This window comes from Acinetobacter zhairuonensis (assembly GCF_022601715.1).
Lineage (GTDB): Bacteria > Pseudomonadota > Gammaproteobacteria > Pseudomonadales > Moraxellaceae > Acinetobacter.
Genome location: NZ_JAKVIM010000002.1, coordinates 19970 through 40149, shown reverse-complemented (window position 1 = coordinate 40149; position 20180 = coordinate 19970). Strand labels below are relative to the sequence as shown.

16 protein-coding genes are annotated in these 20180 nt (G+C 38.6%); 3 read left to right on the top strand and 13 right to left on the bottom strand.

Features of this window, described 5'->3' with window-relative positions:
• Positions 1–152: 152 nt before the first annotated feature.
• The 5 genes from MKI85_RS01980 to MKI85_RS01960 form a co-directional block, all read right to left on the bottom strand.
• A complete protein-coding gene (locus MKI85_RS01980; RefSeq protein WP_241624506.1) occupies positions 153–782 on the bottom strand; it encodes a hypothetical protein in 630 nt (209 codons plus the stop codon).
• A 92-nt stretch (positions 783–874) separates the two neighbouring features.
• Positions 875–1570, bottom strand: a complete 696-nt coding sequence (locus MKI85_RS01975; RefSeq protein WP_241624504.1) for a methionine ABC transporter permease — start codon at positions 1568–1570, stop codon at positions 875–877.
• Positions 1567–2592, bottom strand: coding sequence for a methionine ABC transporter ATP-binding protein (locus MKI85_RS01970; protein WP_241624502.1), 1026 nt, complete (start codon positions 2590–2592; stop codon positions 1567–1569). The genes MKI85_RS01975 and MKI85_RS01970 overlap by 4 nt, the downstream gene beginning before the upstream one ends.
• Before the next feature lie 72 nt (positions 2593–2664).
• Positions 2665–3540, bottom strand: a complete 876-nt coding sequence (locus tag MKI85_RS01965; RefSeq protein WP_241624500.1) for a MetQ/NlpA family ABC transporter substrate-binding protein — start codon at positions 3538–3540, stop codon at positions 2665–2667.
• A 739-nt stretch (positions 3541–4279) separates the two neighbouring features.
• Positions 4280–5170 (bottom strand): 3-hydroxyacyl-CoA dehydrogenase, encoded by an 891-nt coding sequence (locus tag MKI85_RS01960; RefSeq protein ID WP_241624497.1) that lies wholly within the window; start codon positions 5168–5170, stop codon positions 4280–4282.
• Between the two features lie 190 nt (positions 5171–5360).
• Between MKI85_RS01960 and MKI85_RS01955 the strand changes: the two genes are divergently transcribed.
• Positions 5361–6494 carry an AraC family transcriptional regulator gene (locus MKI85_RS01955; RefSeq protein ID WP_241624495.1) on the top strand — a complete coding sequence of 378 codons (1134 nt, stop codon included), beginning with the start codon at positions 5361–5363 and terminating at the stop codon, positions 6492–6494.
• 93 nt (positions 6495–6587) lie between these two features.
• Here the strand turns inward: MKI85_RS01955 and purD are convergent, their stop codons facing one another.
• The 7 genes from purD to MKI85_RS01920 form a co-directional block, all read right to left on the bottom strand.
• Complete coding sequence (gene purD / locus MKI85_RS01950) at positions 6588–7871, bottom strand: phosphoribosylamine--glycine ligase (RefSeq protein WP_241624493.1); 1284 nt, start codon at positions 7869–7871, stop codon at positions 6588–6590.
• Between the two features lie 126 nt (positions 7872–7997).
• Positions 7998–9572, bottom strand: coding sequence for a bifunctional phosphoribosylaminoimidazolecarboxamide formyltransferase/IMP cyclohydrolase (gene purH, locus MKI85_RS01945; RefSeq protein WP_241624491.1), 1575 nt, complete (start codon positions 9570–9572; stop codon positions 7998–8000).
• 90 nt (positions 9573–9662) lie between these two features.
• Positions 9663–9932: a DNA-binding transcriptional regulator Fis gene (gene fis / locus MKI85_RS01940; RefSeq protein WP_001086304.1), complete on the bottom strand. Its 270-nt coding sequence runs from the start codon at positions 9930–9932 to the stop codon at positions 9663–9665.
• A gap of 401 nt (positions 9933–10333) precedes the next feature.
• Positions 10334–11215 (bottom strand): DUF3426 domain-containing protein, encoded by an 882-nt coding sequence (locus MKI85_RS01935; protein WP_241624489.1) that lies wholly within the window; start codon positions 11213–11215, stop codon positions 10334–10336.
• A 19-nt stretch (positions 11216–11234) separates the two neighbouring features.
• Positions 11235–12137 carry a 50S ribosomal protein L11 methyltransferase gene (prmA, locus tag MKI85_RS01930; protein WP_241624487.1) on the bottom strand — a complete coding sequence of 301 codons (903 nt, stop codon included), beginning with the start codon at positions 12135–12137 and terminating at the stop codon, positions 11235–11237.
• Between the two features lie 115 nt (positions 12138–12252).
• Entirely contained in the window at positions 12253–13146 is an 894-nt protein-coding gene (locus MKI85_RS01925; RefSeq protein ID WP_241624485.1) for a bile acid:sodium symporter family protein, read from the bottom strand.
• 882 nt (positions 13147–14028) lie between these two features.
• Positions 14029–14373: a hypothetical protein gene (locus tag MKI85_RS01920; RefSeq protein ID WP_241624483.1), complete on the bottom strand. Its 345-nt coding sequence runs from the start codon at positions 14371–14373 to the stop codon at positions 14029–14031.
• 261 nt (positions 14374–14634) lie between these two features.
• On the opposite strand from MKI85_RS01920, the gene mnmG reads away from it, so the two are divergent.
• On the top strand, positions 14635–16515 hold the full coding sequence (gene mnmG / locus MKI85_RS01915) for a tRNA uridine-5-carboxymethylaminomethyl(34) synthesis enzyme MnmG (RefSeq protein ID WP_241624481.1): 1881 nt from the start codon (positions 14635–14637) through the stop codon (positions 16513–16515).
• A 45-nt stretch (positions 16516–16560) separates the two neighbouring features.
• Here the strand turns inward: mnmG and MKI85_RS01910 are convergent, their stop codons facing one another.
• Positions 16561–18393 carry an SIR2 family protein gene (locus tag MKI85_RS01910; protein WP_241624479.1) on the bottom strand — a complete coding sequence of 611 codons (1833 nt, stop codon included), beginning with the start codon at positions 18391–18393 and terminating at the stop codon, positions 16561–16563.
• Between the two features lie 368 nt (positions 18394–18761).
• Between MKI85_RS01910 and mhpT the strand changes: the two genes are divergently transcribed.
• The gene (mhpT, locus tag MKI85_RS01905; RefSeq protein ID WP_241624478.1) at positions 18762–19985 is read left to right on the top strand and encodes a 3-(3-hydroxy-phenyl)propionate transporter MhpT; all 1224 of its coding nucleotides are present in this window, start codon (positions 18762–18764) and stop codon (positions 19983–19985) included.
• Positions 19986–20180 lie beyond the last annotated feature (195 nt).

Here is a 20180-nt window from a genome sequence, read left to right as displayed (position 1 = left end):
CATGCTCTGCGCTTATTCTGAGTTTAATTGAAATGAATTGGTTAAGTTTTAATAGCCTAAAGGCTTCTGTAAGTTGATTTTATTTTGACTTATCCAAACTAGCCCGCCATTTCTACATTGATTGAAAAAAGGGCGGACGAGTTGATGGGCTTTTAACAAGCAAGTGCTTGTTGAATGGCAAATTGTGTTAGTTTCCCATTTTTAAAACCGAAATTGAGATATGCGGTATAGGGTGGGCTAAAATCTTGTGGATGCTTCTGGAATTCTTTGGCTTGATCTTTTTCTAAAATAAGAACTTGTGCTTCTCCTGAAGGACTTATGGTTTGTGCACTGTGTTTAAAATCTTGTTTAAATTGCTGCAATGTATAGTGCTGTGTGATTTGAATATTGTTAGCAACAATTTTCTCACTCATGTCTTTGGTATTGTTCCAACTCAGCCAGACACGACCTTGAGTTTGCCCCAATTGCTTGAAAGTGGATTTATTTTGATAAAATTGTTCATTTTTGATTTGAGGATTATCTTCAGCAAAAATTTCAAATGTTAAGGTTCTATTGGGTGTGGGATTTTGGCTGTATTCATAATTTCCCGTACATTCTGAATAGACTTTAAGGGTCTTGCTATTCTCAGTTTTCATCAATTGACTGACTTGATCTGCCGATACCGCAGCATTCAGCTCGATCTGATTCACCTTAACACTGGTGACATAGTCGTATTCCGCAGCATGTGCGTAGCCTAAAAATGAAACAGAGCAGAGGCTTATTAATATCGTGTTTATTTTCATGAAAGTCTATTGTTCAGCTTTGTTGTGATGTTCAGTATATAAAATTTAGACATAAAAAAAGCCCCCATTCAGGGAGCTTTTAAAAATTCTGCTTATCTTAAGCGGGACAACCAGTCACCTAGGCTTTGGACTAACTGTACTAAAATCAACAGTACAATCACAGTCAGGATAACGACACTGGTGTCAAAACGTTGGTAACCATAAGAAATTGCTAGGTCACCAATACCGCCTGCACCGACAGCACCCGCCATTGCAGTTGCACCAATCAGGCTAATGGTTGCAGTGGTTAGATTCAGAATCAGTGAGCTACGTGCTTCAGGCACAATAAACTTGAAAATGATTTGCCAAGGACTTGCACCCATCGCTTGTGCAGATTCAATAATTCCTTCATTCACTTCAAGTAACGAAGTTTCAATCAGACGACCAATATATGGACCCACGTAAATAGTAAGAGGAACAATCGCTGCCCAAGTCCCAATTGAGGTTCCCACAATAAATTTGGTCAGTGGAATAACGGCAATCAGTAAAATAATAAAAGGCAGTGAGCGCAGGGCATTCACAATCGGATTGAGCACATGGTAAACCAATTTATTTGGCAAAATACCATCTGGGCGTGTTACTAATAAGGTAATAGCTTGAATAAAGCCCCAAATCGAACCAAACAACATCGCAAAAAACACCATGTGAAAGGTTTCTTGCATGGCTGTAACAAATTGGTCAATGCTGAGCGAGCTATGCCAGAAAGGCGCTGTAAGATCTGTAAGCCATTGTACGATTAAATCTCTCATTCGCAGACTCCAGATTGTTCAACTTTCACGCCGTGCTGTTCAAAGAAAGCAATCGCGTCTTGAATGATGTTTGGATCACCCAATAATTGAATAAACATTTGTCCAATCACTGAACCATTAATTTCAGTCATGTTGGCGAACAAGATATTCAAACTGATATCAAATTGTTTAATCGCAGCTTGCACCACAGTTTCTTGTGCAGAAGTCCCTAAGAATTGCAGACTATAAATACTGTGCTGATTTTGATTTTCTAAATTTTTCAGAATATTAATCGGCAATTGCTGCTGTAAAACAGTTTGAATGAAGTTTTTGGTGGTCGGATGCTGAGGTTGACTGAAAATATCAAGGGTAGGACCCGTTTCAATCACCTTGCCTTGTTCCATCACCGCTACATAATCACAGACCGACTCAATCACATCCATTTCATGGGTCACCATGACAATGGTAATGCCTTGTTCTTGATTGATCTTTTTGAGCAGGGCTAAAACTGATTTGGTGGTTTGCGGATCAAGAGCAGATGTCGCTTCATCACAGAGTAAAATTTTAGGATGATTCGCCAAGGCACGTGCAATACCCACACGCTGTTTTTGACCACCTGAAAGTTCATCTGGGAAGGCATCTTTTTTATGCTTCAGGTCGATGAAATCAAGCAGTTCATTCAGGCGCTTTTCGCGTTCAGCTTTGGAAAAGCCCAACAGCTTCAGTGGCATTTCAATATTTGCCGCAACCGTTTTGGTTTGTAGCAAGTTGAAGTGCTGGAAAATCATGCCTATATTTGCACGTTCTTGACGTAATGAGCGTGCATCCAAAGCAGTGAAGTCGGTGTCACGAATAATGACCTGACCTTGCGTCGGACGTTCAAGCAAATTAATCAGACGGATTAAGGTACTTTTACCTGCACCACTATAGCCAATAATGCCAAAAATACTGCCATCTGGAATAGTCAGGTTAATGTTATCCAGAGCACGTATGGTTTGACCCTTGAGCTCGTAGTGTTTTGAAATGTCTTTAAATTCAATCATAGCGTCAAAAACTGTACAAAATGAAAAAACAGGCAAAGTCACTTTGCCTGTTTTGTTTGCAGCATTATATTACTATTTGCTTTCGGTAAGATAGCTAACAGGTTTGTTTACATCAATTTTAGTGCCACCAAAATGTTGTTGAACATATTGTTCTACAGCTTTAGTGTGGTAAAGCTCACCCACTTTTTTCAAGATCGGGTCATCTTTACGTGATTCTGCTACCGCTAAAACGTTAACATTCATTTTCGTAGTTTGGTCTACTGGTTCGTAGAAAACTGCATCTTTCAATACGTTTAAACCACCTTCCATTGCTAAAGTGTTGCCCAATACAATTGCATCAACTTCATCTTTCACGCGAACTGCAGTTGCCATTTGAATTGGTTTGATCACAAGTTGCTTGCTATTTTCAGTGATGTCAGCAGGTGTGCCTTTTACATCATCAAAACCAGCTTTTAATTTTACTAAGCCAGCAGATTGAAGTAATAACAATGCGCGTGATTCGTTCGCACCATCATTAGGAATGGCAATAGTTGCACCATTCTGGAACTCATCCAATTTTTTTACTTTGCTTGAGTAAATACCCATTGGCTCAAGGTAAGTGGTCGAAACTGGCGCAATCTTGTCTTTGTTGTTGGCATTGAATGCTACAAGGTAGGCATAAGACTGGAAGGCATTGATGTCAATTTCTTTGTTGGCTACAGCAGTGTTCATTGCAACGTAGTCGGTAAAGTTTTTAACTTCAAGCTTAATACCCGCCTGTTTAGTTTCAGGTAGGGTTGCAATATAACGCCAGATATCAGCATCAGAACCTGTTGATGCCATAACAACAGTTTGCTCTGTCGTTGTTGTTGTATCGGTTTTTGCTTCAGTAGCAGGAGCTTCCTGTTTGCTGCAAGCACTGAGTGTTAATACAGATGCACTCAATAAAACGCTAAATAGCTTTTTCATGAATATTTCCTAGTGCAGACATAACTTCATCGTATATGCATTATAAAGACATGCTAAATAAATGTGCGATGATGACGATGAATGAAATTGTCTGATTAAAAATTCGGTACTTTGCGACTTCTAGCCTTATATAGAGCTAGACATTCGCTTCATCCCAACAAGACCAAAATAATTTCGTATTAAGAAGTTCAAAATTTTCACGTTATGATATTGAAATCAAATCGTATTACTGTAAAGGCAGCTTTTGACATCTTAAAAAGTTACGCTATGATAACAATAAAACTATATTCAATATAGTGAATAAGAATGCAATGTTTATCTGTTTAGGCGCAAAAGAAAATACGAGTTTTAAATAAAATAACAATAAAAAACAATATATTGTTTTAACTTAATCTGTTGAATTTGTTAATTGTGCTGAAAAATTATGCTTTATAAGATTTTATCAAATAGACATATGAAAAATGAATAATTGATGAAAATTGAATGTATTGTAATCTTATAAATATATGAATCTATGAAATATTTAATCTCCTTTGTGTCTATTTTGATTATGCAAGTGATTGATCTACATGAGGGGCTTTTTCATATTAGAGACTAAAGTCTAATTTGAGTGTATGAAGCTAAGCCTATATCAATAAAGTAAATCATTGTTTCAGTTGCAAAAGCTAAAGCGATACTTAAAAAGTTACCAGCTTTAGCTTAGTCTCGTTCTACCTGTACGGCAGTACTTCGAAGGCGATTATTTTAAGAAGTTATCAGCTTCATAAGCAGGATTAGGATAGCTATAAAAACCTTGTCCTGTAGGAAGACCTAATTTATTTTGACTGATATATTCCTGTTCCAATCTTTCCATAATGCGTGCCATCATTGGGCTCGCGTCTGCATGTAATTTTGCGACATTGTAAACAGTAGTAATACCAATAATATCTAAAATTGCAAATGGTCCTTTCGGTGAGCCAAATGACTTCATCCATGTTTTATCGATGGTATGAGGGTCAGATACTTCTTTTACCCAAAGTTCTAAGGCCGAAACACAGTAAGGAACGAGCATTGAATTTAGAATGTGACCAGGTTGCTCTTTATAAATGGGTAAGGCTACCATGCCAATTGCTTTGGCAAATTCAACTAAATCATCAAATACTTGCTTATCAGTGGTGTCATGACCCATGATTTCAGCCATGTTGTTCACCCAAATTAAATTGGCAAAATGCAGTGCCAGAAATTTCTCGGGGCGACCAGTCAAGTCACGGAATTGGCTAGGCAATAAAGTTGAGGTATTAGTTGCAAAAACAGTTTTGGCTGGAGCCACTTGACTAAGCTGCTTATAAAATTCAGTTTTAATTGCGACGTCTTCAGGCACAGCTTCAATTACTAAATCTGCATCTTGAACTGCTTCAGCTAGATTAGAATGATAGCTAAGATTATTAAATGTATTGTCTAGTTGTTCTTGAGTGGCATTCAAATCACGTTTATAGCATTCGCTTAATTCAGAAAACTTCGCTTTAGCTTTGCCAAGAACTTCATCATTGATGTCATATACTGAAACTTTAAAACCATGAAAAGCGGTTTGAAACGCAATTTGATATCCGAGTACACCACTGCCTGCAACAGTTACATTCTTAAAATTCATTTCATTGTCCTTGTTTTATCCTTGTTGGAAAATGGAGCATGCTTTTCCTTAATCCTCACCGATACTGCATCAATTAATGAGCTCAGTCGGCTTGGTTGAATGTCCATTTTGGCTATTGTGCCTTCACGAATTTATGCTAACTTGACATAAAGAGCCTATTTTTTGACATATTGAGACAAGGATTGTTTGAATGGTTTTTGTAGATTCAATAGATTTTGCACAGAATAAAAAAGCACATCGAGATATGGTGCACAGCTCTGCATTGCGTGGTTATGTGGATGTCATGCAGCAGCTTGGTACTGACCCCATGCCTTTATTCGATAAGCATGAGATTTCACTGGCGGATTTACAGGATGAAAATAGCTGGATTAAGCACACATCTTTAATCCAGCTGCTAGAAGAAAGCTCACAACGAGCGAATTGTCCTGATCTAGGTCTGCGTATTTCAGCACATCAAGATATCAGGATTTTAGGTGTACTTGGTGTGATCATGCAGAGTGCGACTACATTTCGTGAGATGATTAAATTTTCAACGGACCTTTTATTTTTACATGGTCCAGCGCTTCAATTGCATATGAATGAACAAGTGGCTGATTTGTTGGATCAAAATCATGAGGTTATTGAAATCAGTTTTGATATACAACCCACTCAGTCCGTGAATATTTTTAGTAAACGTCAATCACTCGATCTAGGATTGGCCGTATGTCATCGCGTATTAAAATATTTAAGTGGTGAGCAGTATCAATTACTAAAGGTGGCTTTACCCCATCATCCAATTGCATCACTAAATACCTATAAGCGGTTTTTTAATGCGGATGTAGTTGTAGGGCAGAGTCGTGCTGCATTGTATCTTCATAAAAGCATGTTAAATATTCAATTTAATAGTGCTGATCGTGGGTTACGTGAAATTGTAGATAGTTATCTGGAGCAGAGTTTTCGCAGTCAACAAGGTTCTATTGTCGAGCGTGTACAGCATGCCATTCGGATTAATTTATCTAGCCCTAAAGCCAATAAAATTGATGTCGCAAAGTTGTTGGCAATGCATCCGAGAAGTTTACAGCGGAAGTTAAGTGAATCTGGAACCAGTTTTGATGAAATTAAAGATCAGTTAAGACAACAGCTTTTTTTGCAGTATTTGGTCGATTCTAAGGCGACAATGACTCAAATTACCTCAGCACTCGGTTTTTCTGAACAATCTACTTTAAGTCGGGCGTGTAAAAAATGGTTTGGTATGTCACCAAGAGAGCTCAAAATTAAAGTTGAAAGTTCACAGCCAATAAAACTCGTGAGTGAAAAAGCGATTAGCTTTCCGAATGAATCATGATGGCTTTGTTACAAGTTCCATAGTTTTAAATGAATGATAAAATTAAAAAAACCCGCAAGATTTTGCGGGTTTTTTGGGTCGTTTTAATGCGTATTATGCATTTTCACGCGCAATGGCACGGTAACCAATATCTTTACGATATTGAACACCATCAAACGTCACTTTTTCACAAAGTTCTAAGGCTTTGGCTTGTGCTTCACCAATGGTGTTACCCAATGCAGTTACGCAAAGTACACGACCACCCGCAGTCACAATTTCGCCATTGGCATTGGTTGCTGTACCCGCGTGGAATACTTTTGCATCAGTCATTTCAGTATCTAAACCAGAAATCACATCATCTTTGCTTGAAGTTTCAGGGTAGCCTTTAGATGCAAGTACGATACCTACAGTTTTACGCTGATCCCACTCGGCTTCTGCTGGAAGATTGCCCACAATACCAGCTTCAACTAAATCAACCAATGAAGATTTTAAACGCATCATAATAGGTTGAGTTTCAGGATCACCAAAACGACAGTTGAACTCGATCACACGTGGTTGACCTTGTTCATCAATCATTAAACCAGCATACAAGAAGCCTGTGTAGACATGACCATCTTTTTTCATGCCTTCAACAGTTGGGCGCATGACTTCAGTCATAACGCGCTCAAATACTTCGCTGGTAACAACAGGAGCAGGAGAGTAAGCACCCATACCACCTGTGTTTGGACCTTGGTCACCTTCAAAGATACGTTTGTGATCTTGTGAAGTCGCCATTGGCAAGATGTTGTCGCCATCGATCATACAAATGAAAGAAGCTTCTTCACCTGCAAGGAATTGCTCGATTACAACACGTGAACCAGCATCACCAAACTTGTTACCTGCCAGCATGTCATCAATCGCAGCAAATGCTTCTTCATTGCTCATTGCAACGATCACACCTTTGCCCGCGGCCAGACCGTCTGCCTTAATCACAATTGGTGCACCATGTTCTGCAACATAAGCTTTTGCAGCATCAACTTCAGTGAATACATCGTAAAATGCAGTTGGAATGTTGTGGCGCTTTAAGAAGTGCTTAGCGAATGCCTTTGAGCCTTCTAACTGTGCAGCAAATTGAGTTGGACCCCAAATTTTTAATCCTGCTTCACGGCAAGCATCAACAACACCGTTTACTAATGGCGCTTCTGGGCCAACAATAATTAAATCCACCGCATTATTTTTAGCAAATTCAATAATTGCAGGATTGTTTTGAATATCTAAAGCAACGTTTTCGCATTTATTTTCAGTTGCTGTACCTGCGTTACCTGGGGCAACGAATACTTTGGCAACTTTTTCATCTTGAGCGATTTTCCATGACAATGCATGTTCACGACCGCCGCTACCCAAAACTAAAATATTCATCGGTTCATACTCCATGAATCGAAATGACATAAAGTCTTCCGCTGAAATGCCGAAGACTTTATGCAAGATTTAGAAATCTGTTTGAATTGATACGAATGACAAAGTCATTGCAGTCAAAATCCGAAATTAATGACGGAAATGACGCATACCAGTGAAGACCATTGCAATACCTGCTTCATCAGCAGCAGCAATTGTTTCTTCATCACGCATTGAACCACCTGGTTGGATAATGCATTTAATGCCCGCTTTCGCAGCATTATCAATACCATCACGGAATGGGAAGAATGCGTCAGATGCCATTACTGCACCTTCAACCACTAAACCAGCATGTTCAGCTTTAATGGCTGCAATACGAGCTGAGTTTACGCGGCTCATTTGACCTGCGCCCACACCAATCGTCTGACGGTTTTTCGCATAAACAATCGCATTTGATTTCACATATTTTGCAACTTTCCAAGCAAAAATTAGGTCGTCAATTTCTTGTTCAGTCGGTGCACGCTTCGTCACAACTTTTAGATCATCTTTCGTGATCATGCCCAAGTCTTGATCTTGAACCAATAAACCACCGTTTACACGTTTGTAGTCGAGTTGTGCAGCACGTTCATCAATTGCAGGGAATTCACCACATACTAGAACACGAACATTTTTCTTCGCGCCAGTCACTTCAAGTACGCCTTCAGCAATACTTGGTGCAATGATCACTTCAACGAATTGACGGTCAACAATTGCTTGTGCAGTTGCAACATCAAGTTCACGGTTGAATGCAATAATGCCACCGAAAGCAGATTCAGGGTCAGTTGCATACGCAAGATCATAAGCTGCTTGAATGCCATCTAATGAAACTGCAACGCCACATGGGTTGGCATGTTTCACAATGACGCAGGCTGGTTTGGCGAATGATTTTACGCATTCTAGAGCAGCATCAGTATCCGCGATGTTGTTATAAGAGAGTTCTTTACCTTGAAGCTGCTTTGCAGTTGAAACAGAGGCTTCAGTTGCAGCAGGATCGACATAGAACGCTGCAGCTTGGTGTGGGTTTTCACCGTAACGTAAATCTTGTGCTTTATTCAATTGTGTATTGAAAGTGCGAGCAAATTTATCCGCTTTACCTTCAGCTTTACCTACGCGGGCACCAAGGTAAGAAGCGATCATACCGTCGTACTGAGCAGTGTGTTCGAAAGCTTTTACTGCTAAATCAAAACGAGTTTCATAAGACAACGCGCCATTTGCTTTAAGCTCGGCTACAACTGTGTCATAGTCATAAGCATTTACCACAATACCGACAGAAGCATGGTTTTTCGCAGCAGCGCGAACCATCGTTGGACCACCGATATCGATGTTCTCAATTGCATCTGCAAGTGAACAGTTTGGTTTTGCTACTGTTGCAGCAAATGGATAAAGGTTCACAACTACCAAGTCAATCGCGTCGATGTTGTGTTCAGTCATTACAGCTTCATCTAGACCACGACGAGCCAAGATACCGCCATGAATTTTCGGATGTAAAGTTTTTACACGACCATCCATCATTTCTGGGAAACCAGTGTGCTCTGAAACTTCAACAACTGCGATATTGTTGTCTTTAAGCAACTTATATGTACCGCCTGTTGATAAAATTTCTACCCCTAGAGCAGAAAGGTTTTGAGCGAACTCAACAATGCCAGTTTTATCGGAAACAGAGATTAACGCGCGTTTAATGGTCATGATCTTCGTCACAGTTATCAAGAATTAAAACAAAAAAGCTAAAATAGCAGGTAAAAAAAATGCCCGCGGAAGCCGCAAGCATTTTATCATTTATTCACTCATTAAACCGTGAGCTTTCAACTTTTTACGTAAAGTACCACGGTTCAGTCCTAGGATCTCAGCAGCACGCGTTTGGTTACCACGTGTATACTCAAGAACTACAGATAAAAGAGGTTTCTCCATTTCTGCTAGCACCATGTCATATACCTGAGAAGGTTGCTCGCCTTGCAATTGAGCAAAGTAATGGCGAACTGCGCGATCTACGTGAATACGTAGAGCAACATCAGATTGTGCAGTAAAAATAGGAGATTTGCTATTCATGCGAATTAATCCGAAAAATCAGATACCACTTGGGTAAAGCGGTATATTAATGTTGTCTATAAAAATAAATGAACTCCGTTTTAGATCCTAAAACGAGGAGTTCTAAAACTCGTACATTTAGCTTGCCACAACTTAGCTAGATTGATCAAAAAACATACGTAACAATAATTTAATATTTGTTACAGATCAAATCAAAACAAAAAATAGATACCCTACGCATTATCTGGAATAAAGCGCATTGGCAAAACTAGTAGTTGTTGTGAAATTTAGCGAGGAGTTTGCAGCACAAAGCTTTCGTGGCGCGTATGATACCATTGTCTTAGAAAAAGTGAGCAAGAAAACTGCATTTTTTTTACTTTTTTTTTACTTTTTTTTTACTTTTTTTGTAGTTTTTACTTTTTTTAAGGTCCAATGATTTCTAAACGATAGTCATCAAAGCTTTTTCGGTCGACAGGAAGCTCAAAATGGATTTTAAATGGTCTTTTTTGTGGAATACGTTGAATACCGACTAAGCTGTCCGCCAAATATTCATTTGGATGTAGGCTATAGCTGCCTGTTTCTACACCTTGATCTTTTAAAATAACTTTAATAATAGGTAAAGGTAGGCTTTTGTCATGTGAATTGACCAATTCACCTGTAAATAGGGTCTCTTTTTTACCAATCCGTTTGACTTTAACTTTGTTGATGGCAAGCTGGCTATAGTTTTCTTGCAAGAATTCGCATTTAAATAATGCACAAACTTGGTTAAAACTGGCTGCCAAAGCTGGACTGCTTCTTAAGTAATGTGGATTAAACCAAAAGAATTGGAATAACAATAAAAGAATTAAAGCAACATTAATCATACCCCACATTACATAGTAGGCAGGACTACGTGGTTTGCGCTCAACATCTTTGTCTGCCAAGTTAAGTGCAGGGAAGTTACCAATCGGGTCGGTACTAAAATAATTAAGGTTGTTTAAGTAGGTCTTTAAATCAATGTTGGAGTGTTCAATTTTCCGGTCAAAAATTTCGAGGAGCTGCTGACGATTTGATAAAGAGTGATCAAAAGCAATACTGGTCATTTGCGGACGATAATCTTCGTTCTGAGAATGTGTATCGAAATGATCGTCTGAAGAAGGGGAAGTTGCGAGCTGACCGAAGGGCTGATTGACCAAATACGTTAAAGCATTAAAGGTCGTGGAACACTTTGGGCAACAAACCATGCCCTGAGCAACAGTGAGTTGAGCCACAGAGACTCGATATATTGTTAGGCACTCAGGACAGCTGGTTTGCTTTTCACTCATAGTTTTTTAATTTAGATAGTTAGACTTTATGGCGTTTGCCTGAAATACGGCACCAGTTTTCTTCACGTTTCTCGACGTCTAATATATCAAAAAATTCTGAGTAAATACTAGAAACATCAGAAACTTGCTCTTCGATTACGCCTGCAAGTGCAAACTCCGCATCAAATTTGGTTAAAGTTGCAAACTCTGGTGCAAGTGCCATCAGTGGACCTGCTAAAATATTTGCAACCAAAACATCTGCTTTTTGGCTGCCGAAAGTTTCATTGAATTCATCTGGTAAGCCCACAAAAATCTTGTCGAGTACACCATTTAAATCAGCATTTTGTTGGGTTGCCAAAATAGCTTGTGGATCAATATCTGTTGCATAAACTTTTTTCGCGCCTAAAAGTAAGGCTGCAACCCCAAGGATGCCTGAACCACAACCGTAGTCGATGACGATTTTATCTTTCAGGTCAGTTTTGCCAAGCCATTGTAAGCATAAGAAAGTACTTGCGTGATTACCTGTACCAAAAGCCAAACCTGGGTCGAGTTTAATGTTGACTGCATCCGCTTCAGGTGGTTCTAACCATTCAGGCACGATCCAGAATTTTTCACCAATTTGAATTGGCTCGTAGTAGTCCATCCAAGATCTTTCCCAAACTTGATCTTCCAAGAATTCGCTACGCATCGGTGCATCGGGCATTTGGGTGCGAATGAAGGTTTCTAATGCCGCGACATCAATTTCTTCGTTTTCTTCTTGGGCATAGATGCCTGTCACAATGACTTTATTCCAAAGCGGTGTTTCGCCTGGAAGTGGCTCAAGTAAGTCTTGATTTTCAGCATCGTCCAAAGTCACGCTTACTGCGCCCAAAGAACTTAATAATGTTTCTGTAAAATCGACTTGTGCTTGATCAACAGTAATATGAATTTGTAACCACTTCACGGAGAGAACCCAAACTTTGCTTTTCTAAAACGCCCATTGTAGCGGAGTGCAGTCCAGACAGCTACACTTTCATGCAACTGTAAAAAAGGATGCCGAAGCATCCTCTCATTTGCAATTAAGATTCAAGTTTGAGTGAGTTACTGACAGGTGCTGCGGTACGATCAAATTTATTCAATAACATGCCAAAACCAGCGGCGATGAAATACATAAATAATGAATATACGGCTGCTGGAATAGATATAGTGGTATTGTCTAAAACTGTTAGTGCAATGGTTATGGCTAAGGTGCCGTTATGGATGCCAATTTCAAAGGCACAGGCACGCGCCTGAGTGGTATGCACGCCCATCAAACGTGGTACAAAGTAGCCGATAGATAAACTGATGATACAGAAAAGAATGGTTACTGCACCAATTTGGGTAAAGTATTCCATGATGTTTGAGCGTTCTTTAATAAAGGCAGCGATAATAATCAGAATCAAGAATACGACAGCAAAGATACGAACAGGCTTGTTCATTTTATGGGTGAAATTCGGCGCAAAATGACGAATGAGCATGCCGATGCAAACAGGCACGATAATAATGCTAAAAACCTGAATAATTTTACTAAACTGTAAGCTTACTTGTTGCCCGTCACTCATAAAATGATTGATCGAGAAATTGACTATTAATGGCAAGGTTACTGCGGCCAAAACAGAGTTAATAGCGGTGAGGGTAATATTTAAGGCGACATCGCCTTTGAATAAATAGCTGAATAAGTTAGCCGTACTACCACCAGGTGATGCAGCGAGTAACATTAAGCCTACTGCAAGAAGTGGTGGTAGAGCAAAGAGTTTACAGAGCAGGAAGGCAACACCGACCAGCAAGAAAAGTTGGCTAAACAGTGAAATTAGTACAGCTTTAGGTTGTTGTGTGACACGTGCGAAATCTTTGGGAGTGAGTTCTAACCCTAAACCCATCATGACTATTCCTAGTGCCAATGGTAAAACAACGGTAATCAATCCAGCATCCATTCTTTATTCCTATTGTTAAATCAATATAATTTTTAAAATCAGTCAAACCCGATCCTGAGTTTTTATGATTGAGATTGTGTGAGGTGTTGTTGTGAGAGTCTTTCGCTCTCAGCGATACACAATTCCTTTGATCATAATCAATTCAAATCAATTGCAAATGACATTTATGCGCAGTGCTATGCTGGATAGAGAGTGGATATCCATTTTGCGATTTTTGCTGGTTAATGTGATGAAAGACACGCTTTATTCAATACTCATTTTTATTGAGACTTATGTCATTTCTATAAGTAATTATTTTTAAATGATTAATGGACAGTATTTAAATTTATACAGATTTTAAGAGTGGTCGCTTAGTAATGCATATTATCTTCAAAATTAGATATTTATAGATTTAGCAAGTGCAAATTGTGCTCAAAATGACGGTAAATCGTGACTGTATGGTTCTTGAATTGATTTGATCATTATCTTTATTGAGGAGGATAGTGAGTTAGGGAGGAAGCCGGACATTTAAAATAGCTAACTACAAATAGGGGTAAAGGGAAAAGATTGAGAATTTTATCGAAAAATAATGAATATTCCATGATGCTGTTGTACATCCATAGACTACGCTACAAAATCCTTTTAAAAAAACTAGAATTCTTCATATCACTGTCACTCAGCCCAGCATCATTTCAAAGAGGTATGAGCTGCTAACTATATCAATTTTATTAACTATATATGAAGATTTTGGGGAGATGAGAGAAATCTCATCTCACTGTCCCTGCATACTAATCATCTTTAAAGTGATTTAATTTTAAATAGTACAATGAATATAAAATTAAGCGGTCATAGGTGAAAAACCGATGACCACTTTGTGGAGAGTAACTCTGGAGAGAGCAGTATTTATTTAGGATATGGTGCGGTAAAGCCAAGTGCGCATTTACCTTTGACTTCCATACCATTGATCATGACAGATTTGGTTGCCATATCCATTTGACATGCAGTCATTAATTCGGTTTCATTGCCTTTGACGGCTTTATTCATGCTAAAAAACTGTGGTTCGCAGGTACCATTCCAAATAATTCCGCGGTAGGCAAAACTCACCCAAGTGCCTTGAGACTTACCTTTACAAAGTTGCATGTATTTTTGTGCGTTGTAGGTGGTTTCAACTTTATCATTTGCTTGGGTTGCAAATGGCGCGAGACATAAGCCGCAGAGAACAGCAGAGAGTAGAATATTCTTATTCATGATGTATACCTTGTTCCTTTATTTGAATGCTACTAGTTAATAGCATAAAAAATAACCAAAATAAAACAGTGTAAATCAGGTAAAAAGTGCTGAGAATTTGTGTTTAATTGCTTAATTGTTAGACGAATCAATAGTGTTTATGTAGTGATATGCAACATAGAAGTTGGAAGGTTTAAAAATAAAATTGACTCGCTTAGTCAACTTATCCAGCAAAATTTGATATAATGTTCTGTCATTCTTTTTACTTCTCTCTATACCACTATGCATTATCCTAAAGTTTACGATGTCATTGTTATCGGTGGCGGTCACGCAGGTACGGAAGCAGCGCTTGCTGCAGCGCGTATGGGTCGACAGACTTTACTCTTGACTCATAACATTGAGACTTTAGGGCAGATGAGCTGTAACCCAGCCATTGGTGGTATTGGTAAATCACATCTCGTTCGTGAAATTGATGCCTTAGGCGGTGCAATGGCATTGGCTGCCGATAAAGGTGGTATTCAGTTCCGTATTCTGAACTCGCGTAAAGGTGCAGCAGTACGTGCAACACGTGCGCAGGCTGACCGTGTGCGTTATAAAGCTGCAATTCGCGAGACTTTAGAAAACCAAGCCAATTTGGATATTTTCCAGCAAGCGGCTGATGACCTGATTGTAGAAGGCGATACCGTTAAAGGTGTGGTAACGCAAATGGGTATTCGCTTTGATGCGAAAACGGTTGTACTGACTACAGGTACATTCTTGGGTGGCGTGATTCACGTTGGTTTGGAAAAATCGAGCGGTGGTCGTGCAGGTGATCCTCCTTCTATTGCGCTTGCAGCACGTTTACGTGAATTAAATCTTCCTGTAGGTCGTTTAAAAACAGGTACACCACCACGTATTGATGCACGTTCAGTAGACTTCTCTGTGATGACGCCACAACCAGGTGATTTTCCATCTCCAGTGATGTCGTTTATGGGTGACGCCTCTATGCACCCTGAACAAGTGAACTGTTATATCACTCATACCAATGAAAAAACTCATGACATTATTCGTGGCGGTTTAGACCGTTCACCAATGTACACTGGTGTGATTGAAGGTGTTGGTCCGCGTTACTGTCCATCGATTGAAGATAAAATTCACCGTTTCTCAGATAAAGATTCGCACCAAGTATTCTTAGAGCCAGAAGGTTTAGATACACACGAGCTTTATCCAAATGGTATTTCGACCTCTTTACCATTTGATGTGCAATTTGAATTGGTACGTTCAATTCGTGGTATGGAGAATGCGCATATTTTGCGTCCTGGTTATGCGATTGAATATGACTATTTCAACCCGCAAGCACTTAAATTTACTTTAGAAACCAAGGCAATTAACAACCTGTATTTCGCAGGTCAGATTAATGGTACGACAGGTTATGAAGAAGCGGGTGCACAGGGTCTATTGGCTGGTCTAAACGCTGCACGTCGTGCGTGGGATCAAGAACAATGGACGCCGAAACGTGATGAAGCGTACATGGGCGTCTTGGTTGACGACTTGATTACATTGGGCACAAAAGAACCGTACCGTATGTTTACTTCACGTGCGGAATACCGTTTGATGTTGCGTGAAGACAATGCGGATCAACGTTTAACGCCAGTAGGTCGTGAAATGGGCTTGGTGGATGATGTTCGTTGGGCGGCTTACTGTGAAAAAATGGAAGCTGTTGAAAAAGAAACAGGTCGTTTACAGCATCTTTGGGCGGCACCAAACAACCCAATGGGTAAAAAGTTTGTTGAAATGACAGGTGCTGACTTGTCTAAAGAATGTAGCGCGATTGACCTGTTAAAACGTCCAAATATTTCATTTGCTCAAATTGCAGAATTGACTGGTTCCGAAGTGTCACCACAAGTAGGTGACCAAATTGAAATTGCGGTGAAGTACGAAGGTTATATTAACCGTCAGCATGAAGATGTGGCACAAATGAAGCGTCTGGAAGAAACCAAAATTCCAGCAGACTTTAACTATGATGTGGTTTCAGGTCTTTCACGTGAAATTACTTTAAAGCTGAAAGATGTACGTCCAGATACGTTGGCACAAGCTAGCCGTATTCCTGGTGTGACACCAGCAGCAGTACAGTTGGTGATGATCACGATTCGTAAGAATGCACAAACCAAGAAATCGGCTTAAGCTAATTTGATTTGAAAAAAACCCGCTTTAGAGCGGGTTTTTTATTTAGGCAGTTTCAGCTATTTCTTCTTCTTTTAGGCGCTTGAGAAGGTCTATAAACCATTGTTCATATCGAACATTATTTAGATCTTTATCATCTGATAAATGTTTAAATGAACTTCTAGGGAGTGTGGAATTTTTTTCAGCTTCAAGTAAGTATTTTTTAGCTGATTCAGTATTATTGGATAGGGCATAATAACAAGATGCATTATAATAAGTTTCATTTGGATTTAATAATAAAGATTTTTCTAGAAAAGAACTCGCTTGGGAATTTAAGCTAGTATCTGAATTTAATATTGAATATTTCAACAGTGTTATCGCATAGTTACTAAGAATATTAACATGATCAGGTTGAATTATTAGTAATTTCTCATATTGTATACAAGCAGCTTCAAAAAAACTTACGTCTTGTTTTAATTGAGCAAGTTGTGATAAAGAAATTGCATAGTATCTAAGAGTCAATACATGATTCGGCTCTATATCTAAAATTTTTTCAAATTGTTTGCAACTATTTTTGAGTGAAATTTCATCTTGCTTTAATATTCCTAGCTCTTGCAGTGAAATACCATAATTACCAAGAATATCGATGTTATTTGATTGGATTTTTAATGTATTCTCATATTGCTGATTAGCTCTTTGAAAGATAAGTTCATTTTTTTCTTGTTTAGCAAAGGCTAATAGAGTATTGCTATAATTGGCATTACAACCAAGATGATCATATTTAATATTTAAAGCTTGTATATAGAGGTCAGAGCTTTTTTCATATTCATGGTTATTATTTAATAACTGAGCCTGTTGATTATATGCCCACATAATGTCATCAATGGCTTTTTCAGCAAGTCCTTCAGTAGATTCTTTGTTTGGATATTTATGGATGACTGCGGTATATAAGCTTTTATTTACGGGTTTTTCAGCTTGTTCTTTAAGATAACCAGTTAGATTGGCAAGGATATCTAATCCATCCCCTAATGGGTAGGATTGAATATTTTCAAGTTGTTGGTCTAGGAACCTATACGGATTTGAAAAAAGTTCTGGAGGAAAACATTCAAGTTCTTTTGCTAACTGAATTAAAAAATCATCTGCAAAAACTTTTCCAATATAATGCGTAATATTTTTATTTTTCTTCAAAAAGGTTTTAACACTTTCAGCTTCGAGATCATCACAAGTTTCCCTAGTGCCTGTCCAAATAAGGCGATGCTGTTCTGAATATTTTTCTTCTAGTAATGGAAAAAATGCATCTGCATTTCCACTGTAACCAATAAATAAACTCGGATTTGAGTTTAAAGTTGCTGCAATAAATTCTCCTAATTTGGCAGTATGTTTTTCTGTTTCTTCGCCTGTGTTTAGTTGGACGAAACCAGTTCCTTGTCCATGTAGGTGAACAATAGAGGGATCGTTAATCAAATGATAAAGATGTGGGTTAGCAGTTGCAAAATCATAAATAGAAGGATGTAAGCCAAGAAGATTACAAGCACGTGACAGTATGCTGTCAAAATTAAAGGTGAGAACACGTTGAATATATCCGCCTTGCATAAGACACGCGAGGGCAATATGCGACCAATTAATTTTCTTATTGTCGATGATATGTGGTTTAAGTAGTCTTCTTCGCTCGTCTTTATCTAGAGCAGACATATACTTGCCGTAATTATATTTGTCTTTTTCAGGGTCAATATTTTTGACTTGGATTGGGAATTTTTTGCAAATCTCTTGAATGAGTGCAGTTGCAGTTGGAACATCTGCTTTCACGGAGCAACCAGCACCAGTAAAGAATACATAAGGTTTTTCATTTTCTTTTGCTTGTTTTAAAAGCTGTGCGACTTCTTGTACGTTAAAACTCATTATCTTTAAGTTATTAAAATTGATGACTTATTCGATTATACGATGAATTTGAATAATAAAAGTAGAGTGCAAATAAAGAGATGCAATGTATTAATGATTTTAGATAAAAATTGATAAGTATAGTCAGTTCTAATGGTTCAATAGCCTAAAACTAGCTTAATTTTAAATTATTGAAATTTATAATAATAAAATTTAGTGAAGTCTACTTTTTCCATTTAATTATAGAGTTAGACTCTTATTTAATAGGTTTGATGTTGTATACCTTGAAGCAATCCCGACCATTGTCGTGCTATTTCTCGCCAGTGATACCTTTCAAAATAGCCCCACAAGTTTTAGCCAACTTGCAAACTATTGAATGGAGATCAATTATGGCTCAAACAAACACGGGAAAAATGCAGAAATTTCTAACCGTATTTTTGTGTTTCTGGGTGGCATTTTTTGAAGGCTTTGACCTACAAGCACCTGGTATTGTAGCAAAAGGAATCGCAGCAACCTTTGGATTAGACCAAGTACAAATGGGGTATGTGTTTAGCCTTGGTGTATTTGGCATGCTGTTTGGCGCATTCTTTGGTGGACGCGCTGCAGATTATTTAGGGCAAAAGAAAGTACTCATGCTCTCGATTGCGATTTTTGGGGTATTTTTTAGCATTAGTGCGGTTGCACCCAATATTGAAATTTTATATCTTGCGCGCTTTTTCACGGGGCTGGGTTTAGGTGCCGCTATGCCGACTATGATTTCAGTGGTGGGTGATGAAGCGACTGAAGCCAACCGAGGAAAATTAAACAGTTTGATGTATTGTGGTTTGCCTGTTGGGGCAATCTTTGTAGCAGGATTAGCGATTTATTTTAAAGATATTCCATGGCAAACCCTGTTCCTGATTGGTGGAATAACGCCATTGGTCCTGATTCCCTTCATGGCATTTATTTTAAAAGATAAACCGAAGCCAGCAGTACTTTCAGAGCAAACAGACACAGCATCTGTGCCTGCAATGACAGAAGTGTTATTTCAACAGCAAAAATTTAAACAGACTTTACCGCTCTGGGTCAGCTTCTTTTTTACCTTAATGGTGAACTATATTTTAATTAGCTGGTTACCGAACTTACTGATGGAACAAGGCTTAGAAAAGCAACAAGCATTTTTAGTCATGCTGGTGTTTCAAGTTGGTGCAGTCATTGGGACTTTGGGTTTTGGTTATTTGCTAGACCGTCTAAAATTATGGCAAATGGCTATGATTATTTACTTAGGGTTATTCATTGCACTGTGTTTACTGTTTACCAGTAAAGTGGTTACGGTATTAGTTATAGCAGGGGTATTGGGCGGCATTTTCTCTACGGGCGGTCAATCGATCCTTTACGGTATTTCTCCAATCTTTTACTCAGGCTCAGGCAAAGTGACTGGGGTGGGTAGCGCCATTTCTTTAGGTCGGTTAGGGGCAATGACAGGACCATTGCTGACAGGTAAGATTCTGGCATTAGGATTAGGAACCACAGGTATCTTGATGGCAAGTGCACCGGGGATTGTGCTTTCAGCCATTGCCGTCACTTCGTTATCACGCTTTAAAGCCAAACAAGAGCAGAATGAAAGCGTGTGATAAAACGTTAACTGTGAAAAAAATAAAAGCACAGGTGTGATGATTTGCACTTGTGCTTTTTTTATTGACTTTGCTCATAAGACTGTAACTTAAAACTTAAGGTATTGTATTTATAAAATTATAAGAATGAGTTGCACTCTCAAAAAGTGATAAATATCAACTTTTTTTAAATTAGAGGGATAGATTAGTGAGTAA

Coding starts and splice junctions, on each gene's coding strand:
- MKI85_RS01980 (WP_241624506.1), bottom strand. CDS start 782: ATGAAAATAAACACGATATTAATAAGCCTCTGCTCTGTTTCATTTTTA.
- MKI85_RS01975 (WP_241624504.1), bottom strand. CDS start 1,570: ATGAGAGATTTAATCGTACAATGGCTTACAGATCTTACAGCGCCTTTC.
- MKI85_RS01970 (WP_241624502.1), bottom strand. CDS start 2,592: ATGATTGAATTTAAAGACATTTCAAAACACTACGAGCTCAAGGGTCAA.
- MKI85_RS01965 (WP_241624500.1), bottom strand. CDS start 3,540: ATGAAAAAGCTATTTAGCGTTTTATTGAGTGCATCTGTATTAACACTC.
- MKI85_RS01960 (WP_241624497.1), bottom strand. CDS start 5,170: ATGAATTTTAAGAATGTAACTGTTGCAGGCAGTGGTGTACTCGGATAT.
- MKI85_RS01955 (WP_241624495.1), top strand. CDS start 5,361: ATGGTTTTTGTAGATTCAATAGATTTTGCACAGAATAAAAAAGCACAT.
- purD (WP_241624493.1), bottom strand. CDS start 7,871: ATGAATATTTTAGTTTTGGGTAGCGGCGGTCGTGAACATGCATTGTCA.
- purH (WP_241624491.1), bottom strand. CDS start 9,572: ATGACCATTAAACGCGCGTTAATCTCTGTTTCCGATAAAACTGGCATT.
- fis (WP_001086304.1), bottom strand. CDS start 9,932: ATGAATAGCAAATCTCCTATTTTTACTGCACAATCTGATGTTGCTCTA.
- MKI85_RS01935 (WP_241624489.1), bottom strand. CDS start 11,215: ATGAGTGAAAAGCAAACCAGCTGTCCTGAGTGCCTAACAATATATCGA.
- MKI85_RS01925 (WP_241624485.1), bottom strand. CDS start 13,146: ATGGATGCTGGATTGATTACCGTTGTTTTACCATTGGCACTAGGAATA.
- MKI85_RS01920 (WP_241624483.1), bottom strand. CDS start 14,373: ATGAATAAGAATATTCTACTCTCTGCTGTTCTCTGCGGCTTATGTCTC.
- mnmG (WP_241624481.1), top strand. CDS start 14,635: ATGCATTATCCTAAAGTTTACGATGTCATTGTTATCGGTGGCGGTCAC.
- MKI85_RS01910 (WP_241624479.1), bottom strand. CDS start 18,393: ATGAGTTTTAACGTACAAGAAGTCGCACAGCTTTTAAAACAAGCAAAA.
- mhpT (WP_241624478.1), top strand. CDS start 18,762: ATGGCTCAAACAAACACGGGAAAAATGCAGAAATTTCTAACCGTATTT.